The following is a 23879-nucleotide window of genomic DNA, read 5'->3' on the forward strand; positions in this document are numbered from 1 at the left end:
TGTGAGTAGGCAGGTCCGGAGACACCGGGTACGGTGGTGGGGTCAGAAGTCATTGCGTAAGGGAGATTTTCCACTGTGTTTGAGTCCTTGTCCGACCGCTTGTCCGGTGCCCTCAAGGGCCTGCGCGGGAAAGGGCGGCTGACTGAAGCGGACATCAACGCCACTGCCCGTGAGATCCGGCTCGCCCTGCTCGAGGCCGATGTCTCCCTTCCGGTCGTCCGTGCCTTCATCAAGCGGATCAAGGAACGCGCCAACGGGGTGGTCGTCTCCGAGGCGCTCAACCCGGCCCAGCAGGTCATCAAGATCGTCAACGAGGAGCTGCAGGGCATCCTCGGCGGCGAGACCCGCCGGCTGAACCTGGCGAAGAACCCGCCGACGGTGATCATGCTCGCCGGTCTCCAGGGTGCGGGTAAGACCACGCTGGCCGGCAAGCTCGCCAAGCACCTGGCCAAGCAGGGTCACACCCCGATGCTCGTCGCCTGTGACCTGCAGCGTCCCGGGGCCGTCCAGCAGCTGCAGATCGTCGGCGAACGGGCCGAGGTGCCGACGTTCGCCCCGGACCCGGGCACGTCGCTGGACTCGCTGGACCACGAGATGGGCACCAGCCACGGTGACCCCGTCGCCGTGGCCCAGGCCGGTATCGAGGAGGCCGGACGCACCCGGCACGACGTGGTCATCATCGACACCGCCGGCCGGCTGGGCATCGACGAGACCCTCATGACGCAGGCGCGGAATATCCGCGACGCCGTCAACCCGGATGAAGTGCTGTTCGTCATCGACTCGATGATCGGCCAGGACGCCGTGACCACCGCCGAGGCGTTCCGTGACGGCGTGGACTTCACCGGCGTGGTGCTCACCAAGCTCGACGGCGACGCCCGCGGTGGTGCGGCCTTGTCGATCCGTGAGGTCACCGGTAAGCCCATCTTGTTCGCCTCCACCGGCGAGAAGCTCGACGACTTCGACGTCTTCCACCCGGACCGGATGGCCAACCGCATCCTCGGCATGGGTGACGTGCTCAGCCTCATCGAGCAGGCCGAGCAGGTCATGGACCAGAAGAAGGCGGAGGATTCCGCGGCCAGGATGGCCTCCGGGGAGCTCACGCTGGAGGACTTCCTGGACCAGATGCTGATGATCCGCCGGATGGGGCCGTTGGGCAATGTGCTCAAGATGCTGCCCGGCGGCAAGCAGATGAACGACATGGCCGACATGGTCGACGAGAAGCAGCTCGACCGGATCCAGGCGATCATCAGGGGCATGACCCCGCAGGAGCGGGCGAACCCGAATATCCTCAACGCCTCGCGCCGCAAACGCATCGCCGCCGGTTCCGGCGTCACCGTCGCCGACATCAACCAGCTCGTCAGCAGGTTCCACGAGGCGAAGAAGATGATGGGCAAGATGGCCGGCCAGTTCGGTATGGGCGGAGGCATGGGCCGTTCGGCGACGAAGAAGAAGCCGAAGGGCCGCAAGGGCAAGAACGGCAAGCGCAAGCCCGTGAAGAAGGGGCCGACGCAGCCGAAGGGGCCCCAGGGTATGCCGGGGATGCCCGGTATGCCGGGAATGGGCGGGATGCCCGGCATGCCCGGCGGTGGCGGAATGCCGTCCATGGCGGACCTGAAGAAGATGCAGCAGCAGATGCCCGAAGGGTTCGAGAACATCGACATGGGCAACCTGGACTTCGGGAAGGGCCGCTGACCGGTCGCCTGCGGACTACGCAGGATTTGGCCGGGTGACCTGCTTCCCTGTAGTGTCGAACGGTCTGCGTAACACCGATCACGACCACGGTCGTCCGGTGGTCACGCGCAGGGTAAATCCAAGGGTTGAACCGGCCTGCACCTGCAGGTGTCCGTACTGCCCGGTGACCGTCAACAGGAAAGAGGACCATCATGGCCGTCAAGATCAAGCTCCAGCGTCTCGGTAAGATCCGCACCCCGCACTACCGCGTGGTCGTGGCCGACGCCCGCACCCGCCGCTCCGGCAAGGTGATCGAGAACATCGGCATCTACGAGCCCAAGGCCGAGCCGTCCGTCATCAAGATCGACTCCGACCGCGCACGCCACTGGCTGAGCGTCGGCGCACAGCCGACCGAGCCGGTCCTCGCCCTGCTGAAGGTCACCGGTGACTGGCAGGCACACAAGGGCCTCCCGGGCGCCGAGGGCACCCTGAAGCCGCAGCCGGAGAAGACCTCCAAGCTGGATCTCTTCAACGCCGCCCTGGCTGAGGCCGCCGACGCCCCGACCGCCGAGGCCATCACCGAGAAGAAGCGGAAGGCCAAGGAAGAGGCCGAGGCCAAGGCTGCTGCAGAGGCCGAGGCTGCCGAGAAGGCAGAAGAGAAGGCCGAGGAGGCTGCTGAGGCGGAGTAGATCCGCCGAAGGACCACCTGAGTCCCGGACCGTCGAGGCCGGGACGCCGGCACCTTCCGACACCGCCCCCACCGTCGCTGACGGTGGGGGCGGTGTTCTCGTGTCCGGGGGCCGACGACGGGATGGTGATGAAGACATGTGTTCAAGGGGGTGCCCGGGGGTGGTCGCGGGCCCCCGCGGCCGGCGTCCTCAGATTTCGCAAGTGTTTCGGCGGCATTTCCTGTGCAGGATGTCCCCGAAACAAAGCAGGTCAGGCACTGTGGCGTGGGTCACGGAAGCGACGAACGTGTTAAGTGGACTGTGTCCGGAAGGTAAAATGTCCCCGGTACAGAAGTTTTCACCGAAGGGAGCACGATGGACGTCGATGCCACAGTCAAGACCTACTACGAGCAGATCCTCCAGCGGAACGCGGGTGAGCCCGAGTTCCACCAGGCGGTCTCCGAGGTGCTCGACAGCCTCACGCACGTGCTGCGCAAGGACCCGCATTACGCGGACATGGGGCTGATCCAGCGTCTCACCGAGCCGGAGCGTCAGATCATCTTCCGGGTCCCGTGGGTCGACGACCAGGGCAACGTCCACGTCAACCGTGGCTTCCGGGTGCAGTTCAACTCTGTGCTCGGCCCGTACAAGGGCGGGTTGCGTTTCCACCCGTCGGTGAACCTCGGCATCATCAAGTTCCTGGGCTTCGAGCAGATCTTCAAGAACTCCCTCACCGGCCTCCCGATCGGTGGCGGTAAGGGCGGCTCCGACTTCGACCCCAAGGGCCGGAGCGACCTGGAGATCATGCGTTTCTGCCAGTCCTTCATGACCGAGCTCGGCCGCCACATCGGGGACAAGATCGACGTCCCCGCCGGTGACATCGGAGTGGGTGGCCGTGAGGTCGGTTACCTCTTCGGCCAGTACCGCCGCATGGTCGGCCGTCACGAGTCCGGCACGCTGACGGGCAAGGGCCTGCAGTGGGGTGGCTCCCTGGTGCGTACCGAGGCCACCGGCTACGGCGCGGTGTACTTCACGCAGGAGATGATGTCGGCACGCGGCGAGCGTCTCCACAACGCGAAGGTGATCGTCTCGGGTTCCGGCAACGTGGCGATCTACGCTATCGAGAAGGCCCAGGAACTCGGCGCCACCGTCGTCGCCTTCTCCGATTCCTCGGGCTACGTCACCACCCCGGACGGCGTGGACGTGGAGCTGCTGAAGGACGTCAAGGAGGTGCGCCGCCTGCGTGTGGCGGACTACGCCAAGGAAGCCACGGGCGCGACCTTCCACAAGGGCGGCAACGTCTGGGAGGTCGAGGCCGACGTCGCACTGCCGTGTGCCACCCAGAACGAGCTGGACGGCGAGTCCGCCGCGAAGCTGGCCGACAACGGCGTGAAGTACGTCGCCGAGGGTGCGAACATGCCGTGTACGCATGATGCGATCCGCGTGTTCAGCAAGCGCAAGATCGACTTCGCCCCGGGCAAGGCGGCGAACGCCGGCGGTGTGGCCACCTCCGCACTGGAGATGCAGCAGAACGCCTCCCGTGACTCCTGGTCCTTCGAGTACACCGACAAGCGGCTGCGTGACATCATGGGCAACATCTTCCGGACCACGGCGAAGACCGCCGCGGAGTACGGGATGGAGGGTGACTACGTGGTGGGCGCCAACATCGCCGGTTTCCGTAAGGTCGCCGACGCGATGGCCGCGCAGGGCGTCATCTAGGAACCGGTGGACCGTGCGGTATCCTGACCTCCATGTCAGGTACTGAACAACTCCAGATCGGCAGGGTCGTCAAGCCGCACGGTGTGCGGGGGGAGCTGGTGGTCGAACCGACCACCGACGACCCGGAAGGACGGTTCGCCGTGGGCACCGTCCTGACCGGTAGGCAGCGGGGGAAGGAACGTACCCTCACGGTGACGGCGACGCGCCCGCACCAGGGTCGGCTGCTGGTCACCGTGGCGGAGGTGTCCGACCGTACCGAGGCCGACACGCTGCGGGGGCTGCGCTTCTTCGGCGACCCGGTCATCGACCCGGACGAGGAGGCCTACTACGACCACCAGCTGGAGGGGCTCCGGGTCCTGGACTGCGGGCAGGTCGACGAGGAGACCGCCAACGCCCGCGCGTACGAGGGGGAGAGCCCCGAACCGGTCGATATCGGCGTGGTCAGCGGTGTGACCCACGGGCCTGCGGGAACGCTGCTCGAGGTCGCCGTCGACGCTGATGCGCCACTGGCGACCGCGGGGTCGACGGTGCTCGTACCGTTCCGCCGTGCCATCGTGCCCATCGTCGACCTGGACAACGGCGCGCTGGTGCTGACCCCGCCCGAGGGGCTTCTGGAGCTCGGGTAGGATCGTCCATCATGCGGTTGGACGTCATCACCATCTTCCCTGAGTACCTGGACCCCCTGCGACACGCTCTGCTCGGCAGGGCGATCGAGCGGGGGATCCTCGATGTCGCCGTCCACGATCTGCGGTCGTGGACGCATGACGTGCACAAAGCCGTGGACGACACCCCCTACGGGGGAGGCCCCGGCATGGTCATGAAGCCGACGGTGTGGGGCCCCGCCCTCGACGACGTCGCCGCGCTCACCGGCCCCGCGGCGGACGGCCTCCGGCTCGACAGCGCCCATCCGCACGTCGCCGCCGACGACGTGCCGGAGCCGGACGCTCCGGGCGGACGGGACGACCGTCCTGTCCTGGTGGTGCCGACCCCGGCCGGACGGCCCTTCACCCAGGCGACCGCCGAGCGGTGGGCCACGGAGGAGCGTCTGGTGTTCGCCTGCGGTCGGTACGAGGGGATCGACCAGCGGGTCTTCGAGGACGCCGGGGAGCGTTACCGCGTCGAGGAGGTCTCCCTCGGCGACTACGTGCTCATCGGTGGCGAGGTCGCGGTGCTGGTGATGGCGGAGGCGGTGGTGCGGCTCATCCCCGGTGTCCTGGGTAACCGCCGCAGCCACGAGGAGGACTCCTTCCAAGACGGACTGCTCGAGGGGCCCAGCTACACCAAACCACGGGTCTGGCGGGACCGTGAGGTCCCCGCGGTGCTGTTGTCGGGCGACCACGCGAAAGTCGACCGGTGGCGCCGCGACCAGGCGTTGTTGAGGACCGCCGCCGTGCGCCCGGAGCTGGTCGAGGCGTTGGAGCACGACGGGCGCCTCGACGGGCACGACCGCAGCGTCCTGGAGGGCACCGCGGAGTAGCTGCGGGGCCGGGGGAGCGGCACGTGTCCCCAGGGGTGGGGTTGTCCACAGTCTCCCGGTACTTCGCCACGACGTGGTGCAGGGGAAGCCGGGACCGCGGCTAGTGTCGGCTGCGAGGGTCGGCGACGACGCCGGCCACGGGACACCAGACACCAGACACCAGGGGGAGTTTGATCATGCCAGTCACGGAACCGGTGAACAGTCCGTCGGTCGAGGAACTTACGGTCTATCCGTTCAACCGGATGGAACTGAGGATGGCCCAGAGCGGGCTGCGGGGGCGCTCGGCGGCCGAGCGGGCGGCGATATCGGAGATGGTGCGCACCCGCGGGGCCGCCTACGCCACACGCTTCCGTCACGCTGCGGAGCTGTCGTGGAGAATGCCGGAGATGTACTGGTCGGCGTTGGACGACGGACGGATGACGTTGGAGCACATGGACGCCATCTGGCGTCGGATGGACCGGCATGCCGGCCTGCAGGCCGCGATCGCGGACCGGGAGGCCGAGCTGCAGCGCCAACGCGACCTCGCCGGTGGGGACGAGGACGGCGACGGTAAGAGGTACGGCGACGGGGACGCGGCCACGTTCGGTGGTTTCCGGAGGGTGGACGACCAGGGCGACCAGGACGCCCCGGTGCCCTGGGACGTCGACGACGCCCCGTGGCGGGCGCGGTTCCCCGACGTGGAGAGCGACTACTGCCCGTCGGCGGACCGCGCGGTGGAGCGCGCGGTGACGGACTGGCTGATGGCGTGCCCGCACCGGCTGATCACCACGTCGGGTGCAGGCTCCCTGATCCCCCGTTCCACGGTGACCATCCACCGGTTGCGCGACATCGTCGACACGGCCGTGGACGAGGACCTGGCGTACCAGGAGGCCTATGCGCAGCAGAGGCGCACCGTCGGTGTGGAGGCCCCGGTGGATGAGTTCTGACCGCCCACGGGGCCGGGGCAGGGGTACCCTGGCTGCCATGACACCCCACAGCGCGTCCGTACCGACGGCGACCGACATGAACGTGCTGGTACGTCCGGACCGGCGCGACGCACTGCTCGACGCCGTCGACGCGGCGTTGACGGGCCTGGGCGCCACCGGTGTCGAGGTCGAGCTCCGGAGCGTCGAGTCGGCCTGCGAACCGGACAACATGCTCGTGGCCGACTACCTGCAGCGGTTCGACACACCGCCGGTCGGCGAACAGGTCCACCGGTTGACGGTCACCGCGCACTGGCCGGGGGCTGCCCCGGCCACCGCGGATGTCACCCGGGCGGTCGCCGGGTGCCTGCCTTCCGCCCCCGACGGGTCGCCCGGGCTCTGGTTCGGGCAGACGACCACGCTACGATCGTCGGAATGAGCGTCCGACACACCGCAGGAAACAGCGATTCAACGATCATCACGGCACTCACCCGGGAACTCGGTATCACCGGGTCGCAGGTACGGGCGACCGTCGGGCTGCTGGACGAGGGCAACACCGTCCCGTTCATCGCCCGGTACCGCAAGGAGATCACCGGTGGGCTCGACGATTCGCAGCTGCGCACCCTGGAGACCCGCCTGCGTTACCTCCGCGAACTGGAGGAGCGCAAGGAGACCGTCCTGGCGGCCATCGACGAGCAGGGGAAACTCACCGACGACCTCCGTGACCTGATCCTGGGGTGCGAGACCAAGGCGCGGCTGGAGGACCTGTACCTGCCGTTCAAGTCCACCCGCCGGACCAAGGCCACCATCGCCCGGGAGGCCGGTCTGGAGCCCCTGGTGGAGCACCTGCTCGGCGAGTGCGACACCGACCCGGCCGAGCTGGCTGCCGGCTACGTCACCGAGGGCTTCGACGACGCCAAGGCCGTGCTGGCCGGAGCACGGGCGATCGTGCTCGAGGAGATCGCCACCGACGCCGACCTGGTCGGTGAGGTCCGCGAGCGGTACTACACCACCGGGTCGATGACCGCCGGTGTCGTGGCAGGCAAGGAGAACACGCCGGAGGCGCAGAAGTACCGTGACTACTTCGAGTTCTCCGAGCCGTTCACCTCGCTCCCCAGCCACCGCACCCTGGCCCTGCTGCGCGGCGAGTCCGAGGGGGTGCTGCAGCTGACGCTGGATGCCGGGGACGACGAGATCTACCAGGGCATGATCGCCCTGGCCCGCGGGCTGGAGCCCAAGGGTGACGCCGCGGACAGGTTCCGTGCGGAGTGCACCCGCTTCGGATGGCGCACCAAGCTCCAGGTCTCCTCGGGCGTGGACGTGCGCATGCGGCTGAAGGAACGTGCGGACGAGGCCGCGGTCGAGGTGTTCTCCCGGAACCTCCGGGACCTGCTGCTCGCGGCACCGGCAGGGCAGCGGGCGACCCTGGGTCTGGACCCCGGTTACGCCCACGGGGTGAAGTGCGCGGTGATCGACCAGACCGGCAAGGTGCTCGACACCGCGGTGGTGTACCCCCACAAGCCCCAGAACCGGTGGGACGCGGCGGCCTCGACGCTGGCCACCCTGTGTGCCCGGCACAACGTGGAACTGCTCGCCGTCGGCAACGGCACGGCGTCCCGGGAGACCGAGAAGCTGGCCCGGGAGATCGCCGGAACCGTCTCCACGGCGACGGGGAACCGTCCGACCCCGGTGATGGTCAGTGAGTCCGGTGCGTCGGTGTACTCCGCCTCGGAACTGGCCGCCGAGGAGTTCCCGGAGATGGACGTGGCACTGCGTGGGGCGGTGTCGATCGCCCGGCGCCTGCAGGACCCCCTGGCGGAGCTGGTGAAGATCGACCCGAAGTCCATCGGTGTGGGCCAGTACCAGCACGACGTGAACCAGGCGCAGCTGGCGTCCGGCCTGGACTCCGTGGTGGAGGACGCGGTGAACTCCGTCGGGGTGGACGTCAACACCGCCTCGGCGCCGCTGCTACGGCGGGTGGCGGGGGTGAGCTCCACGCTGGCGGAGAACATCGTCCGGCACCGTGAGGACAACGGCGCCTTCCTCACCCGCCGCCAGCTCAAGGACGTCGCCAGGTTGGGTCCGAAGGCGTTCGAGCAGTGCGCGGGCTTCCTCCGGATCCACGGCGCGGCGGACCCGTTGGACGCCTCGGCGGTCCACCCGGAGGCCTACCCGCTGGTTCGGCGCATCACCGAGGCCACCGGGGTCCCCGTCGCCGAGCTGGTCGGCAACACCGCCGTGCTCAGCCGGCTCAACCCGCGTGACTTCGCCGACGACACCTTCGGTGTGCCGACGGTGACCGACGTCATCGCCGAGCTCGACAAGCCCGGACGGGACCCCCGTCCCGAGTTCCGCACCGCCTCGTTGACGGACGGGGTCGAGAAGATCTCGGACCTGACCCCCGGCATGGTGCTGGAGGGAACGGTGACCAACGTCGCCGCCTTCGGGGCGTTCGTCGACCTGGGGGTCCACCAGGACGGCCTCGTGCACGTCTCGGCGATGGCGGACTCCTTCGTCTCCGACCCGCACGACGTCGTCAGTTCCGGTCAGGTGGTCAAGGTCAAGGTCATGGAGGTCGACGTCGACCGTCAGCGGATCGGCCTGAGCCTGCGTCTCCAGGACGAGCCCGGGGAGCCCGCCAGGAAGAGGAACGCAGGGGACGGGCAGCGTGGTGGCCGGAAGGGGTCCGGGCCGGGCGCCGGTCGTGGCCAGGGCAGTCAGGGGGGTCAGGGCGGCCGGGGAGGCCAGGGCGGCCGGGGCAACCGGGGCCGCAACGGCGGTGGGCAGAAGCCCGGCCAGGCGGCAGGTGGTGCCACCGGGTCGATGGCCGACGCGCTCAAACGGGCCGGGTTTGGCCGGTAGGCTCCGGCGCTGGCATAATGGCCGGGTTGCGTAAACCCCTCCCCGGATCCGGGGTGCGGGTCGACGCCAAAATTCAATGGTGTGGGCATGAACGCGTGCCGCTCTTATGAGCAGGCCGTGGGTCCTCTGTCCGATCGAAGACACAGCAAGGAAACTATCATGCACTATCTCGACAAGGTCGACGCCGCTCAGCTGCGCAGCGACATCCCCGACTTCCGTCCCGGTGACACCCTGGACGTCCACGTCAAGGTCATCGAGGGCACCAAGAGCCGTGTCCAGGTGTTCCGTGGCGTCGTCATCCGTCGTCAGAACTCCGGTATCCGCGAGACCTTCACGATCCGCAAGGTTTCCTTCGGTGTCGGCGTGGAGCGTACCTTCCCGGTGCACTCCCCGAACATCGACCACATCGACGTCCTGACCCGCGGTAAGGTCCGTCGTGCGAAGCTGTACTACCTGCGCGACCTGCGTGGTAAGGCAGCGAAGATCAAGGAGAAGCGCTGATCTTCAGCCTTCCCGGTCTCTGGGAACAGGCCCCGGCCTGCGTGCCGTCCGCCACGGACGGTCCGTAGGCCGGGGTCTTTTCTGCGTCGGGCGGGAATCCGCCGTCCGACGGGGCCCGGGGGAGGCCGGTGTCGCGGTGACGCGGAGATGGTCCCGGGGGCTGGTAACCTCTGTTGCCGTGACTGATCCGAACGATCCCGAAGACACAGACGCCACCCAGGACGGGCGCGCCACCGCCGACGCGGCCGACGCGGCTGATGCGGCCGGCACCGTCGGAGCCGTCGGTGCAGACGACACCTGGGGAAGCCGGGCGGCCACGCCGACCGCGGTGGACCGGGACACCGTCGACGGGCAGCCCGATACGGGGCAGCGGCTGACCGAACGGGAGAAGGTCGCGGCCCGCCGGGCGGAGTCGGAACGTCGGAGGAAGCGGACCTACCCCTGGTGGGTGGAGTTCCCGATCATCCTGGTTGTGGCACTGGTGCTGCTGGCCCTGTTCAACTCCTTCGTGGGGCGTCCGTACCTGATTCCCTCGGAGTCGATGGAACCGACCCTGCACGGGTGCGAGGACTGCGTCGGCGACCGGATCTTCGTCAACAAGCTGTCCTACCGCTTCGGCGGGGAGCCCTCCCCGGGGGACGTCGTCGTGTTCAACGGCCCGGAGTCCTGGAACGACCAGTACGTCTCCCAGCGCTCGGACAACAGTGTGATCGGTGGACTGCAGACGGCACTGTCGTATATCGGCATCCTCGCCCCGGACGAGAATGCTCTGGTCAAGCGCGTTATCGCCACGGGTGGGCAGACGGTGCAGTGCCAGGCCGGTGACCCGGGCGTGATGGTGGACGGCAGGAAGGTCGACGACTCCTACACCCGGTCGCCGCTGACGTACCAGGTCGACCCGATGACAGGTTCCGACGCCTGCCAGGGTGCGTACTTCGGCCCGGTCACCGTGCCCGAGGGGCATCTGTGGGTGATGGGTGACAACCGCACGAACTCCGGGGACTCGCGGTTCCACATCGGCGACGAGTTCCAGGGCACTGTCCCGGTGGAGAACGTCGTCGGGAAGGTCACGGCGAAGATCTGGCCGCTGGACCGCGTCGGCGGCGTCAGCTCCCCGGACATCCAGCAGTAGTGGTGGTACCGGTGCGCACCATGCCGGACGGCCGGACGTTGGAGTGGGCCGTGCACAAGGCGGGTCTCGGGCCTGTCGCCGGGGTCGACGAGGCCGGCCGTGGTGCCTGCTGTGGCCCGGTGACCGTCGCGGCCTGCGTCCTGCCGCCCGGCCCGATCCCGGAGCTCTCGGGCCTCACCGACTCCAAGAAGCTCACCCCGAAGCGGCGGGACCATTTCTTCGATGTCGTCAAGGACGTCGCCGAGGACTGGGCGGTGGTGCACGTCCCGGCGTCCTACGTGGACACCTGGGGCATCCAGCACGCGAACCTCGGTGGGATGCGGCGGGCCGTGGCACGCCTGGACCTGCGCCCCGGATACATCCTCACCGACGCGATGAAGGTCGACGGCTTTCCCCGGCCGCACCTTCCGGTGGTGAAGGGCGACCTGGTCGCCCGGTGCATCTCCGCGGCGAGTGTGTTGGCGAAGGTGTCTCGTGACCGGGTGATGGCGGAGCTGGACGGGGAGTACCCCGGGTACGGGCTGGCCGGTCACAAGGGATACGGGACCGCGTCTCACATGGCCTCGGTGAGTCTGCTCGGCGGGACCCCCGAGCACCGTTACACTTACTCCAATGTGGCCGCCGCACATCAGCGGTGGAAGGCCGGACCGCCGATCGAAAAGGGAGATGACCAGCAACCGTGAGCGCCGAGGAGCTTGAGGACTACGAGGCCAACGTGGAGCTGTCCATGTACCGCGAGTACCGGGACGTGGTCAGCCAGTTCAGTTACGTCGTGGAGACTGAACGTCGGTTCTACCTCGCCAATGCCGTGGAGCTGCTGCCCCGGAACGCCAATGGCGAGGTGTACTACGAGGTCCGGATGTCCGACGCCTGGGTGTGGGACATGTACCGACCCGCCCGTTTCGTGCGTTACGTGCGGGTGATCACCTACAAGGACGTCAACATCGAGGAACTCGACAAGCCGGATCTGCGTATGCCTGACTAGCCGGACCGCCTCCGGAATCTGGTTGTTCACAGGAGGGGAGTTCTCCACAGGTTCCAGGCGGAACAGGTCCTGTACCGGCGGGGACGCGTGGGCGCCGTGCCAGGGTGGTGAGCTATGTCAGCAGACACGAACACCCCCAGCTCCGGTAAGCACCCCCGGTCCGGTCGTACGCAACCGCGCAGGCACGGTCCAGCACCTGGGTCGTCGTCCGGCAGGAACCTGCGGGACGTCGGGGCCGCCGGCGAGGACGAGGCGGCCCGCTACTTCGTCGAGCGTGGTTACCGTCTCCTGGACCGCAACTTCTTCACCGCCCGTGGCGAGGTCGACATCGTCCTCGCAGGTGATGCCGGTGGTGGCGGTGCTGGTGTCATCGTCTTCGTCGAGGTCAAGTGGCGTCTCGACGGTCGCTACGGCACCGGGGCGGAGGCGGTGACACCCGCCAAACTGGCCGCGATGCGGCACGCCGGGGCCGAATGGCTGCGCCGGAACCCGCAGTTCCGGGCGCCGACGGTGCGTTTCGACGTCCTGGACATCACCGCCGGGGAGATCACCCACTACGAGGGCGTGGGCTGGTGACCACATTCAGCGACCGGTCCCCGGTGCGGGTGGGGCAGGCCAGGGGTATCGCCCTGACCGGGGTCAGCGGTACCCCGGTCATGGTCGAATGCGACATCAGCCGCGGTCTCCCGGGGATGAGCATCGTGGGCCTCGGGGACACCGCCGTGGTCCAGGCCCGGGACCGGGTACGCTCGGCCATGATCAACAGCGGCCTGGACTGGCCGAAGAGCCGCGTGGTGATGAGCCTGTCCCCGGCCTCGGTGCCGAAGCGGGGATCAGGCTTCGACCTTCCGATGGTGCTGGCGATCCTCACCGCGCAGGGCCTGGTTCCGCTCGAGGACCCACGTTCGACGATCGTGGTCGGCGAGCTCGGGCTCGACGGCACGGTCCGGCCGGTGGACGGTGTGTTGCCGATGCTGTTGGCCGCGGACCGGGCGGGCTTCCGGCGGGCGGCCGTTCCCCGGGCGAACGGTGTCGAAGCGTCGCGTGCGGCCCGGGTGACCGGGCTCGAGGTGGTGGGTCTGTCCCATCTGCGCGAGTTGGTCCCGTGGCTGCGGGGCGAGGTGCCGGACGGGCAGGGGTGTGCCCCCGAGCAGGGGGAGACCACGGACCCCACCGAACCGGCGGCCCCGTGTCCGGATCTTTCCGAGGTCTGCGGCCAGTCGGAGGCCCGCCGTGGTCTGGAGATCGCCGCGGCCGGCGGGCACCATCTCTGGCTGTCAGGCCCGCCCGGGTCGGGGAAGTCGATGCTGGCGGAACGGCTGCCGGGGATCCTTCCACCGTTGCAGGAAGGCGAACAACTGGAGTCGGCGGCGGTTCATTCCGTGGCCGGTGCACGGGGCCGGCTGGCGGCGGTGTGGCGTGGTGAGCGGCCGTTCGTGGCCCCACACCATTCGGTCACCCGTGCCGCCCTGACTGGTGGAGGTGCCGGTCGTATCCGGCCGGGCGCGGTTAGTCTCGCCCACAACGGTGTCCTCTTCATCGACGAAGCCCCCGAAGTGGCCGCAGGCACGCTGGAACTGCTGCGTACCCCGATGGAGTCCGGGCGGATCGAGGTGGCACGGCACCACGGCACCGTCGGCTTCCCGGCGCGTTTCCAGCTGGTGCTGGCATCGAACCCGTGCCCCTGTGGTGCGGCTGAACCGGTGGACTGCCGTTGCCGCGGCGGCGTGAGGGACCGCTACCTGCAGAGACTGTCAGGTCCGTTGTTGGACCGGGTGGACCTGACGGTCCGCACCTGGGTTGAGCCGACGGGCGGTCTGGTCCCCGGCACCGGAACGGCGGTGTCTGCGCCGGAGAGCAGTGCCCAGGTACGGGGACGGGTCGTCGAGGCACGACACCGTGCCCTGCACCGGTGGCGACACTGGACGTCCAATGCCGCGGTGCCGGGACCGTTCCTGCGCCGGGACTATCCCGCCGACGACGCGGGCATGGCGGTGCTCCAGGAGAAGTTGCGGACGGGGACCGTGTCACACCGGGGAGTGGACCGCACGCTGCGCGTCGCCTGGACGATGGCCGACCTGGCCGGGGCACCACGACCCGGGACATCGGAGGTGCTTGATGCGCTGGAGATGTACACCGGTGCAGTCGACCGCGATCCTGCGACGGGGACAGGGCCGGGGACGGGGAGACGGCCGGTGACGTGAGGCGGGACATGAAGTACCAGGCGAGAACAACGACGTGAGAACGACGACGTGGGAATAACGACAGGGGAACGGCGACATGACGGGGGAGGACCGCGCACACATGGGGACCAGGGAGGACACCGAGGAGTCGAGGTTGACGGCATGGATGTACCTGCGTCGGGTGATGGAGGCGTCACAGATGGAGCTCCTGGAGCTGCTGTGGCCGGACGGGGTCTCTGCCGGGGCAGTGGCGTCGGTGGACACCACCGTTCCCGCCGATGTCGAACGGGTGGCGGGGATGATCCGGCGCCGGGACCCGGCGTTGCCTGCCGCTCTCCTGGAGAAGACCCGGGGCCGGGCCGACTCCACGACCGAGGCGGACCTGGCCTTCGCCAGGGAACACGGGTGGCGGTTGATCACACCCGACAGTGCCGAATGGCCGGCGGAACTCATGGCCGCGTCCTTCATGAACATCGGCCCGGACACCATCGTCGACGGGATCCGCGGGCAGGCGACCCAACCGTTCGCGCTCTGGGCCACCGGTACCGCGCGACTCGACGAGGTCGTCGCACGCAGCGTCGCGATGGTCGGTACCCGGTCCGCGACCGACTACGGCAACCGGACCACCCACACCATGGCGGGGGAACTCGCCGGGGCCGGGTACACGGTCGTCTCCGGGGGAGCGTTGGGCATCGATACCGCGGCACACTCCGGGGCCTTGAACGCCGGGGGACGGACCGTGGTGGTCACAGCCACCGGGCCCGGGCAGGTCTACCCCCGGTCGAATGAGCGGCTCTTCGACGCTGCCGCACGACGGGGGCTGGTGATCTCCGAGTACCCGCCGCACCAGCGGGCCGCCCGGCACCGGTTCCTCACCCGCAACCGCCTGGTCGCCGCACTGTCACAGGGCACGGTCCTGCTCGCCGCCGGCTACCGGTCCGGGGCGGTGAATACGGCGAACTGGGCCGACACGATGTACCGGCCCGTGATGGTCCTGCCCGGGCCGGTCGATTCCGCCGACTACATCGGCTGCCACAAGAGGATCCGCGACGGGGCCGGGATCCTCGTCACCCGTGCGGCGGATGTCCGTGAGGTCCTCGAGCCACTGGGAACCGTCGACACCGAACAGCAACTCAGCCTCGAGTTCAGTGCCACGCCGGTCCAGCAGCTCACGGCCGATCAACTCAGGGTCTACGACGCCTGCGGGGTGGACACCGACACCCTCGGCGCGCTCGACCAGATCAGTACGGAGACCTCGCTGCCCATCAACGCCGTCGCCCGGATCATCACGGAACTGGAGACCCTCCACCTCGTGTCCCGGTCCGGTGACCGGTGGATCAAGACCAGGGAGTGACTAGACTCCGGAGACATGAGTGACACGCGGCCCACCGGGAGTACCGGACACCCCGGGACCGGAGCAGGGGGCCCGGCCCGGCCTGCCCCGTCCGGCAGACCGGACGACGGCGCCGGCAGCGGCATCGACAGCGGCAACCTTGCCGGGGCGATCGACGACTATCTCGAATACCTCGCGTTGGTCCAAGGGCGCGCCGCCAACACCGTCACCGCCTACGGCCGTGACCTCCGTGGTGCCTGCGAAGGACTCGACCGTATCGACCAGTTCACCCTGGACCGGGGCCGCGACGTCCTCGACTGGGCGCTGGAGGCGGGCGCCTCGCGTGCCTCGGTGGCCCGTCTGGTCTCCAGTATGCGTGGTTTCGGCAGCTGGCTCAGCCACACCGGGAAGCTGCCGCACAACCCCGTCTCCGCACTGCAGGCGCCTACCCCGCACCAACACCTGCCACGGGTACTCGACAACGACCAGGCAGCCACCTTGCTCGACCACGCCCGGCACCGGGCCGAATCAACCGACGGCACCGGTCACGCCGTCGCGGTGCGTGACTGGGCGATCCTGGAACTGCTCTACGCCAGCGGCATCCGGGTCTCCGAACTCTGCGGGGCCGACCTCGCAGACCTCGGCGATCGCGACCTCAGGGTCACCGGAAAGGGAAACAAGACCCGGGTCGTCCCCTTCGGCGCCAGCGCCCGCGACGCACTCGACGCCTGGCTCGCCGTCCGGCATACCCTCGCCGCCCGCCGTTCCGCCAGCCACCCCGCCACCTCCGCCCTCTTCCTCGGCAGCCGCGGAGGACGGATCGACCAACGACGGGTACGCGACGTCGTCCACGCCGCCGCCGAAGCCGCCGGAACCCCGGGGATCTCACCGCACGGACTCCGTCACTCCAGCGCCACAGCGGTCCTCGAAGGCGGCGCCGACCTCCGGGTCGTCCAGGAACTCCTCGGACACGCCTCGATGCAGACCACCCAGATCTACACCCACGTCGGTTCCGAACGACTACGTCAGGTCTACCGTCAGGCCCACCCACGGTCCGGGTTCCAGGACTGACACACACCTCAACTCCACAGACGCACGCGCACCACGCCCAGCAGGCCCATCGGATCGATGTAGCGCCCGAAATCCTCCCCGGTCCGGGCTCCCCAGGACAACCCGCCACCGCGCCGGGCGGTCTCCGGAAGTGCGTCGGTGTCCGCCAACACCCCGATGTGCTGTCCGCGGTGGACCCGGTCGCCGGCGGTCACACTGGCCACGACCGGCTCATAGGTGGTGCGGATCCCGTCCTGGTGGGTGACCGAGACCACCGGTGTCCCGGCGACGACCCCGGCGAAATGCACGGTGCCGGCGGCACTGCTGGCCACCGCGTCCCCCGGTGCGGCGTCCAGGTCCACCCCACGGTGCCCCGGCAACCAGTTGTCCTCGGGGATGTCGGGGGCCCGGATCACCCGTCCCGGTACCGGCCGTTGATGGGGTGTCGCCGCCGCGCCCGCACCCGTACCGGTGTCGACGGTGGTCGGTGCCGCCCCCGCGGGTCCCAGGGTGGCGATGCCGGTCACCACCGCGACCCCGAGGAGGCACGTCGGCAGCCGTGTCGATGTCTGTCGCCGTCGTACCGTCACTGATCTCCCCGTTCGAATCCCCGTCATCGGGTCAATCTTTCCCGATCCGGGCCGTGGCACGCCCGGTACCGGCCGCAGGTTGTGGACAACCCGTCGCGACGACCGGTGGACACCACCGGGGAGCACACCGGACGGAGGTGCGGAAGGGACGCCGGAGGTGTGTGGGGTCTCTGTGGCGACCTGATGTCGCCGGGGCGGCGTCGGTCGGCCATCCCGGCTGCTCCCGCTGCACAGGCAGACGGAGAAGAGTTGTGGGATCCCCGGGGGCCAGGTAGATTAACCACCGCAGTATGTCCGCCAGTCCGGCGCGGCACTCAGCCGACGTCCTTCGTCGGTTGCCGAAGACGGTTCCCGGGAATGCCACAGTCACACGCGATCTGTGTCAGGAACGGGGGAGTGGCCCGATGCGTGGGTGCCGGTGGGCGTGCTGACATCGCGTAGGTATCGCGTGATCCGACACTGTGGCCCGTCCGTCAACGGTCCCCGCCCGTCACGGGCAGGGTTAACTGGGCGGGGACAACCCGGGGATGCCTGCCAGGACGACCGACGAACTGACGCACACCGTCGGCGAGTCGGCCGTGGAAGAACCGTCAACCTGAACTTTTGAAAGCGAGGAAGGGGAGCGGCGGCCGGGGACATCCCGGGTCAGCGAACTCCCCTGAAATACCATGGCTGTTGTCACCATGCGCGAACTGCTGGACGCCGGCGTCCACTTCGGTCACCAGACCCGTCGTTGGAACCCGAAGATGAAGCGTTTCATCTTCACCGACCGTAACGGCATCTACATCATCGACCTGCAGCAGACCCTGACCTTCATCGACGAGGCCTACGAGTTCGTCAAGGAGACCGTTGCCCACGGCGGCAACATCCTCTACGTCGGCACCAAGAAGCAGGCCCAGGAAGCGATCGCCACCGAGGCCGAGCGCGTCGGCATGCCCTACGTCAACCACCGTTGGCTCGGCGGCATGCTCACCAACTTCCAGACCGTCGCGAAGCGTCTGCACCGCCTCAAGGAGCTCCAGGCAATGGAAGCCGCCGAGGACGGCTACAAGGGCCGCACCAAGAAGGAAGTCCTGATGCTGACCCGCGAGCGCAACAAGCTCGAGCGTGTCCTGGGTGGTATCTCCGACATGTCCAAGATCCCCTCCGCACTGTGGATCGTGGACACCAACAAGGAGCACATCGCCGTTTCCGAGGCGAAGAAGCTCAACATCCCGGTCGTCGCCATCCTCGACACCAACTGTGACCCGGACGACGTCAACTTCCCGATCCCGGGCAACGACGACGCCATCCGCGCCACCACGGTGCTGACCTCCGTGATCTCCTCGGCCGTCGAGGCAGGGCGTGCAGCCCGCGCCGAGCGCCAGGCCGCCGCAGCCAAGGAGGCCGCCGGCGACGCCGAGAAGACCGCCGACAAGGCAGAGAAGACCGAGAAGACGGAACAGGCCGAGGCTCCCGAGGCTGACGCTGCTGCGGAGACCCCCGCGGCCGAGTCTGCAGAGTAATTCTCCCCACGTCTGTACTTTTCACTTCCACCATCTGAAGGAGGATCGCCTCACATGGCGAACTACACCGCCGCTGACGTCAAGAAGCTCCGCGAGCTCACCGGCTCCGGCATGATGGCCTGCAAGAAGGCCCTCGAAGAGTCCGAGGGTGACTTCGACAAGGCCGTCGAGATCCTGCGCATCAAGGGCGCCAAGGACGTGGGCAAGCGCGCCGAGCGCACCGCGGCCGAGGGCCTGATCGCCGTTTCCGGCAACACCATGGTCGAGATCAACTCGGAGACCGACTTCGTCGCGAAGAACGCCGAGTTCATCGAGCTGGCCAACCGTATCGCCGAGGCTGCCGCCGCCGCCAAGGCAAACACCCCGGAGGAGCTGGCTGCCGCCGACGTCGACGGCAAGTCCGCCGAGACCGTCATCCAGGAGCTCTCCGCGAAGATCGGTGAGAAGCTCGAGCTGCGTCGCGCCGTCACCATCGACGGCGACAAGGTCGCCGTCTACCTGCACCACCGCTCGGCCGATCTGCCCCCGGCAGTCGGCGTGCTGGTCTCCTACACCGGTGACGACGAGGCAGCGGCCAAGGCCGCCGCCATGCAGGTCGCCGCACTGAAGGCCAGCTACCTGTCCAGCGAGGACGTCCCGGAGGAGACCGTCGCCAAGGAGCGCGAGATCGCCGAGGCCACCGCACGCGAGGAAGGCAAGCCCGAGAAGGCTCTGCCGAACATCATCGAAGGTCGCCTCAAGGGCTACTTCAAGGATGCCTGCCTGCTGGACCAGCCGTCCGTCACCGAGTCCAAGAAGACCGTCAAGCAGGTCATGGACGAGGCCGGCGTCACGCTGACCGGTTTCGTGCGCTTCGAGGTCGGCCAGAGCTAGTCCCAGAGCCAGTCTCTGCCGCCCCCCTCACCGCCCCCACCCGGGGCGGGCACCCACCGGACCCGTCGTATCCCCGCTCAACCCGGGGTCGGCGGGTTCAGTGCTGTCCGGAGTAGTCCGGCACGCTAGGATGTTCAATCGGATACAGACCGCCCCCACACCCCACAAGGAGATCCCACAGTGGCCGAAAGCACTGAAAGCACCGGAAAAGCCTCGACCGGCTACAAGAGGGTCATGCTGAAACTCGGGGGAGAGATGTTCGGCGGCGGCAAGGTCGGGATCGACCCCGACGTCGTCGAGAACGTGGCGCGTCAGATCGCCGAGGTGGCCAGCACCGGCGCGGAGATCGCCGTGGTCATCGGCGGCGGCAACTTCTTCCGTGGCGCCGAACTGCAGCAGCGCGGCCTGGACCGGGCACGCTCGGACTACATGGGGATGCTGGGCACGGTGATGAACTGCCTCGCGCTGCAGGACTTCCTGGAGCAGCAGGGGATCGACTCGCGCGTGCAGACGGCGATCAACATGGCCCAGGTCTCTGAGCCGTACCTGCCGCTGCGCGCCGACCGGCACCTGGAGAAGGGGCGCGTCGTGATCTTCGGTGCAGGCATGGGCATGCCCTACTTCTCCACCGACACCACCGCCGCACAGCGTGCCCTGGAGATCGGCTGCGAGGTGCTGCTGATGGCCAAGGGCGTCGACGGCGTCTACAGCGACGACCCGCGCACCAACCCGGACGCGGAACTCTTCACCGAGATCAGCCACCGCGAGGTCATCGAACGCGGCCTCAAGGTCGCCGACGCCACCGCATTCAGCCTGTGCATGGACAACAACATGCCGATGCTGGTGTTCAACCTGCTCACCGACGGCAACATCGCCCGCGCCGTGGCCGGCGAGACGATCGGCACACTGGTGGCGACCCCGGCGTCCTGACCCTGCGGCCGTCGCCGACGACGGAGGTCCGCCTCCGTGTTCCCGGATGCGGTGAACTTCCGGGAAACCAGGTTCCGGTGACTGGTAGATTCGTCACTGGAACAGCAAGACCTGCCCAACAACCGTTTCATCCCGACAAGAGGACAGCAATGATTGACGACACCCTGCTCGAGTCCGAGGACTACATGAGCCGCTCGGTGGACCACGTCCGCGAGGACCTGACGACCATCCGTACCGGCCGCGCGAACCCCGCCATGTTCAACGGAGTGTTCGCCGAGTACTACGGTGTGCGCACCCCGATCACCCAGATGGCGACGATCAGCGTCCCCGAGCCGCGCATGCTGATCATCAAGCCCTACGAGATGTCGGCGATGCAGGAGATCGAGAACGCGATCCGTAACTCCGATCTCGGTGTCAACCCCACTAACGACGGCCACGTCCTGCGCGTCACCGTTCCGCAGCTGACCGAGGAGCGTCGCCGCGACCTGGTCAAGGTCGCCAAGTCCAAGGGTGAGGACGCCAAGATCGCCATCCGCAACATCCGCCGTAAGGGCATGGACACCCTGGCCAAGATCCAGAAGGACGGCGACGCGGGTGAGGACGAGGTCAAGGCCGCCGAGAAGGAGCTGGACAAGATCACCCAGCAATACGTGGGGCAGGTCGATGCCGTCGTGGAATCCAAGGAAAAGGAGCTGATGGAGGTCTAGTGTCCACTAGACGTCCATCAGAGCCGGATGCCGCCGTGACCGACGAGAACCCCGCACGACGGGACAGCCCGCGCCTGCCGCAGCCGAAGAACTCCGCCGGACGGAACCTGCCGGTCGCGATCGGCAGTGCCGTCGTCCTCGGCGCACTCGTGGTCGGCGGTCTCACGATCCCCCACTTCTGGTACCCGCTCGTCGCCGCGGCGATGGGGTTGGCCACCTACGAGGTGTGGCGCCGGCTGAGCGAGAACGGCTACGCCCTGAACCTGCCGGTGCTCGTCGTCGGCGGCCAGGCCATGATCTGGTTGTCGTGGCCGTACGGAGTCACCGGTCTCACCTCCGCGTTCGCCCTGACCTCGGTCTCCGCTATCGTGGCGCGCCTTTTCCACGGCGGTACGAAGGTGCCGCCGACGAACTGGTTGCGCGACATCGGCGTCTCGTTGTTCGTGCTGGCCTGGATACCGATGTGCGGTGCCTTCGCGGGCATGCTGTCACAACTGAGCTACCAGGACGTCCCGTGGCAGAGCTTCGTGCTGACGTTCATGCTGTGCGTCATCGCCTCGGATGTCGGGGGATACGCCGCCGGTGTCTTCTTCGGCAGCCACCCGATGGTCCCGGCGATCAGTCCGAAGAAGTCGTGGGAGGGCTTCGCGGGGTCGGTCGTGTTCGCCGCGGTGGTCGGCCTGCTCTCCGTGCTGTTCCTGCTGGATCTCCGCGACCCGATGCACTACGTCCTGGGCCTGTTGTTGGGTGCGGGCCTGGCGCTGTGCGCCACCGTCGGAGACCTGGTCGAGTCGCAGTTCAAACGCGACCTCAAGATCAAGGACATGTCGGCGATGATCCCGGGACACGGTGGGATCATGGACCGCCTGGACGGGATGCTGCCGGCGGCGATGCTGACGTGGATCGTGATGACCGCCGTGGCGGCCTTCTGACCCGGAAAGCGACGACGCGACGCGACGAAGCGTCCGGGGCCGCGGCCCCGGGGGAGTGCTAACGGCCCTTCGGGGCCTTTTCTGCTTTCCGGCCCTTCCGGCCCCGTCGACCCGCCGTGGACCGGGTGTCCTTCGCTCCGGCGGGGTGGTTGATCTGCCGCCGCAGCTGCAGGATCCGCACGGCACCGACACTGGCCATCACCAGGGCGCCGGCGATCGCGGCGATGAGCATGCCGACGCCGATGGGGAAGTTCCACTGCCAGACGAACATCTGCAGCCGGACGGACTCCTGGTTCTGGAGGATGAACACCAGCAGCAGGATCAGGATGAGCGCGCCGATGGTCAGCCCCACCCAGGTCGACCCGGCGACGGACCGTCTGACGGTGCCGGTGGTCGGGACAGCGGCCGGGACGGTGTCCGTTGCCCCGGCATCGCCGTGCCCGGCGACCTCGCCGGCGGCGTCCCCGTGGGCGTCCACGTGGTCGGGGGAGTGGTCGACCACGGCACCGTCGGGTGCGTCCACCGACCCCGTGGCGGGGACGGTCAGGTCATCTGCGTACTCGTTGCCGGGGCTGTTCGTCATGCGACCCAGTGTAGTGCGAAACGCACGATGTGCCCGCCCCCTCCACGACGTGCAATAATGGCCCACACCATGAGTACACCGGTTCAACTGCAGTTCCGTGCCCCGACCCGGGGCATGCCGCCCACCCACCTGGCCGACCTCACCGACGACGAAGTGAAGTCGGCGGTGACCGACGCCGGTCTGCCCGGCTTCCGCGCCAACCAGATCGCCCGCCAGTACTACGCGCGCCTCGAAGGTGACCCGACCAAGATGACCGACCTTCCCGAGGGCCTGCGCGCCACGGTGAAGGACACGTTGTTCCCCACGTTGATGGAGTCGGTCCGCAACATCTCCTGCGATGAGGGGCAGACCCGTAAGACGCTGTGGAAGCTGCACGACTCGACGATGCTCGAGTCCGTGCTGATGCGCTACCCCGACCGCGCGACCCTGTGCATCTCGTCCCAGGCCGGCTGCGGGATGGCGTGCCCGTTCTGCGCGACCGGCCAGGGAGGGCTGGACCGCAACCTGTCCACCGCCGAGATCGTCGAGCAGGTCCGTGCCGCGGCCAGGGCCATGCGCGACGGCGAAGTCGAAGGTGGGGAAGGCCGCCTGTCGAATATCGTCTTCATGGGCATGGGGGAGCCCCTGGCCAACTACAAGCGCGTGGTCAAGGCGATCAAGCGCATCACCTCACCGGCCCCGGAAGGCTTCGGTATCTCGGCGCGTAACATCACGGTCTCCACCGTGGGACTCGCTCCGGCGATCCGCAAGCTCGCCGACGAGGGGATGCACATGCGGCTGGCCGTCAGCCTGCACTGCCCGGACGACGAACTGCGCGACACCCTCGTCCCGGTCAACAACCGCTGGTCGGTGGACGAGGTGCTCGAGGCTGCCCGCTACTACGCGGACAAGTCCGGCCGCCGGGTCTCGATCGAGTACGCGCTGATCCGTGACGTCAACGACCATCCGTGGCGGGCCGACCTGCTGGGCAAGAAGCTGCGCGGTGCCCTCGGCAACCAGGTGCACGTGAACCTGATCCCCCTGAACCCCACCCCGGGGTCGAAGTGGGACGCGTCCCCGAAGCCGGTCCAGGACGAGTTCGTCCACCGGGTCATCGCCCAGGGCGTGGCCTGCACGGTGCGTGACACCCGCGGTCAGGAGATCGCCGCGGCGTGTGGTCAGCTCGCCGCCGAGGAACGCTAGGCCCACCCCCGCGCCTGTCCCGTCGGCGTCCTGCCGCGTTCAGGACACGGCGGTGGCCATGTGACGGCACTGGCTGTAGAGGAAGACCCCGGTC

General features: G+C 68.3%; 24 protein-coding genes. 22 read left to right on the forward strand and 2 right to left on the reverse strand.

Going from position 1 to position 23879, the window contains the following annotated elements; all coding sequences use genetic code 11:
• Positions 1-75: 75 nt before the first annotated feature.
• From ffh to MUN33_RS12120, 16 genes are all read left to right on the forward strand, one after another.
• Positions 76-1692, forward strand: a complete 1617-nt coding sequence (gene ffh, locus MUN33_RS12045; RefSeq protein WP_244805156.1) for a signal recognition particle protein — start codon at positions 76-78, stop codon at positions 1690-1692.
• Between the two features lie 191 nt (positions 1693-1883).
• A complete protein-coding gene (gene rpsP, locus MUN33_RS12050; protein WP_244805157.1) occupies positions 1884-2360 on the forward strand; it encodes a 30S ribosomal protein S16 in 477 nt (158 codons plus the stop codon).
• 354 nt (positions 2361-2714) lie between these two features.
• Positions 2715-4058 (forward strand): NADP-specific glutamate dehydrogenase, encoded by a 1344-nt coding sequence (gene gdhA, locus MUN33_RS12055; RefSeq protein WP_244805159.1) that lies wholly within the window; start codon positions 2715-2717, stop codon positions 4056-4058.
• Between the two features lie 32 nt (positions 4059-4090).
• Positions 4091-4684, forward strand: a complete 594-nt coding sequence (rimM, locus tag MUN33_RS12060; RefSeq protein WP_244805161.1) for a ribosome maturation factor RimM — start codon at positions 4091-4093, stop codon at positions 4682-4684.
• Between the two features lie 11 nt (positions 4685-4695).
• Positions 4696-5535: a tRNA (guanosine(37)-N1)-methyltransferase TrmD gene (gene trmD / locus MUN33_RS12065; RefSeq protein ID WP_244805163.1), complete on the forward strand. Its 840-nt coding sequence runs from the start codon at positions 4696-4698 to the stop codon at positions 5533-5535.
• Positions 5536-5711: 176 nt separating this feature from the next.
• A complete protein-coding gene (locus MUN33_RS12070) occupies positions 5712-6461 on the forward strand; it encodes a hypothetical protein (RefSeq protein ID WP_244805164.1) in 750 nt (249 codons plus the stop codon).
• Between the two features lie 37 nt (positions 6462-6498).
• On the forward strand, positions 6499-6876 hold the full coding sequence (locus tag MUN33_RS12075; RefSeq protein WP_244805166.1) for a hypothetical protein: 378 nt from the start codon (positions 6499-6501) through the stop codon (positions 6874-6876).
• Positions 6873-9299, forward strand: coding sequence for a Tex family protein (locus tag MUN33_RS12080; protein WP_244805167.1), 2427 nt, complete (start codon positions 6873-6875; stop codon positions 9297-9299). The genes MUN33_RS12075 and MUN33_RS12080 overlap by 4 nt, the downstream gene beginning before the upstream one ends.
• Before the next feature lie 159 nt (positions 9300-9458).
• Entirely contained in the window at positions 9459-9800 is a 342-nt protein-coding gene (gene rplS / locus MUN33_RS12085; protein ID WP_244805169.1) for a 50S ribosomal protein L19, read from the forward strand.
• A 373-nt stretch (positions 9801-10173) separates the two neighbouring features.
• Positions 10174-10932 carry a signal peptidase I gene (gene lepB / locus MUN33_RS12090; RefSeq protein WP_244805522.1) on the forward strand — a complete coding sequence of 253 codons (759 nt, stop codon included), beginning with the start codon at positions 10174-10176 and terminating at the stop codon, positions 10930-10932.
• A gap of 20 nt (positions 10933-10952) precedes the next feature.
• Positions 10953-11615, forward strand: a complete 663-nt coding sequence (locus MUN33_RS12095) for a ribonuclease HII (protein WP_244805523.1) — start codon at positions 10953-10955, stop codon at positions 11613-11615.
• A complete protein-coding gene (locus tag MUN33_RS12100) occupies positions 11612-11917 on the forward strand; it encodes a DUF2469 domain-containing protein (protein WP_038548047.1) in 306 nt (101 codons plus the stop codon). The genes MUN33_RS12095 and MUN33_RS12100 overlap by 4 nt, the downstream gene beginning before the upstream one ends.
• Before the next feature lie 114 nt (positions 11918-12031).
• Positions 12032-12493 carry a YraN family protein gene (locus MUN33_RS12105; protein WP_244805171.1) on the forward strand — a complete coding sequence of 154 codons (462 nt, stop codon included), beginning with the start codon at positions 12032-12034 and terminating at the stop codon, positions 12491-12493.
• A gap of 23 nt (positions 12494-12516) precedes the next feature.
• On the forward strand, positions 12517-14121 hold the full coding sequence (locus tag MUN33_RS12110; RefSeq protein ID WP_244805524.1) for a YifB family Mg chelatase-like AAA ATPase: 1605 nt from the start codon (positions 12517-12519) through the stop codon (positions 14119-14121).
• Positions 14122-14221: 100 nt separating this feature from the next.
• Complete coding sequence (gene dprA / locus MUN33_RS12115) at positions 14222-15454, forward strand: DNA-processing protein DprA (protein ID WP_244805172.1); 1233 nt, start codon at positions 14222-14224, stop codon at positions 15452-15454.
• A gap of 15 nt (positions 15455-15469) precedes the next feature.
• Positions 15470-16504 carry a tyrosine recombinase XerC gene (locus MUN33_RS12120; RefSeq protein ID WP_244805174.1) on the forward strand — a complete coding sequence of 345 codons (1035 nt, stop codon included), beginning with the start codon at positions 15470-15472 and terminating at the stop codon, positions 16502-16504.
• 8 nt (positions 16505-16512) lie between these two features.
• Here the strand turns inward: MUN33_RS12120 and MUN33_RS12125 are convergent, their stop codons facing one another.
• Positions 16513-17073: a peptidoglycan DD-metalloendopeptidase family protein gene (locus MUN33_RS12125; protein ID WP_244805176.1), complete on the reverse strand. Its 561-nt coding sequence runs from the start codon at positions 17071-17073 to the stop codon at positions 16513-16515.
• Between the two features lie 668 nt (positions 17074-17741).
• Here MUN33_RS12125 and rpsB point away from each other — a divergent pair.
• From rpsB to MUN33_RS12150, 5 genes are all read left to right on the forward strand, one after another.
• Positions 17742-18578, forward strand: coding sequence for a 30S ribosomal protein S2 (rpsB, locus tag MUN33_RS12130; RefSeq protein ID WP_244805177.1), 837 nt, complete (start codon positions 17742-17744; stop codon positions 18576-18578).
• Positions 18579-18632: 54 nt separating this feature from the next.
• Positions 18633-19451, forward strand: a complete 819-nt coding sequence (gene tsf, locus MUN33_RS12135) for a translation elongation factor Ts (protein ID WP_244805178.1) — start codon at positions 18633-18635, stop codon at positions 19449-19451.
• A 234-nt stretch (positions 19452-19685) separates the two neighbouring features.
• Complete coding sequence (pyrH, locus tag MUN33_RS12140; RefSeq protein WP_244805525.1) at positions 19686-20381, forward strand: UMP kinase; 696 nt, start codon at positions 19686-19688, stop codon at positions 20379-20381.
• Positions 20382-20530: 149 nt separating this feature from the next.
• Positions 20531-21088: a ribosome recycling factor gene (gene frr / locus MUN33_RS12145; protein WP_244805179.1), complete on the forward strand. Its 558-nt coding sequence runs from the start codon at positions 20531-20533 to the stop codon at positions 21086-21088.
• 35 nt (positions 21089-21123) lie between these two features.
• Positions 21124-22020 carry a phosphatidate cytidylyltransferase gene (locus tag MUN33_RS12150; protein ID WP_244805180.1) on the forward strand — a complete coding sequence of 299 codons (897 nt, stop codon included), beginning with the start codon at positions 21124-21126 and terminating at the stop codon, positions 22018-22020.
• Positions 22021-22078: 58 nt separating this feature from the next.
• Here the strand turns inward: MUN33_RS12150 and MUN33_RS12155 are convergent, their stop codons facing one another.
• Positions 22079-22603 (reverse strand): LapA family protein, encoded by a 525-nt coding sequence (locus MUN33_RS12155; protein WP_244805181.1) that lies wholly within the window; start codon positions 22601-22603, stop codon positions 22079-22081.
• Positions 22604-22672: 69 nt separating this feature from the next.
• On the opposite strand from MUN33_RS12155, the gene rlmN reads away from it, so the two are divergent.
• The gene (rlmN, locus tag MUN33_RS12160; protein ID WP_244805182.1) at positions 22673-23785 is read left to right on the forward strand and encodes a dual-specificity RNA methyltransferase RlmN; all 1113 of its coding nucleotides are present in this window, start codon (positions 22673-22675) and stop codon (positions 23783-23785) included.
• Positions 23786-23879: the final 94 nt, after the last annotated feature.

Origin of the sequence: Corynebacterium kalidii (assembly GCF_022869005.1) — a bacterium.
Taxonomy (GTDB): Bacteria; Actinomycetota; Actinomycetes; order Mycobacteriales; family Mycobacteriaceae; genus Corynebacterium; species Corynebacterium kalidii.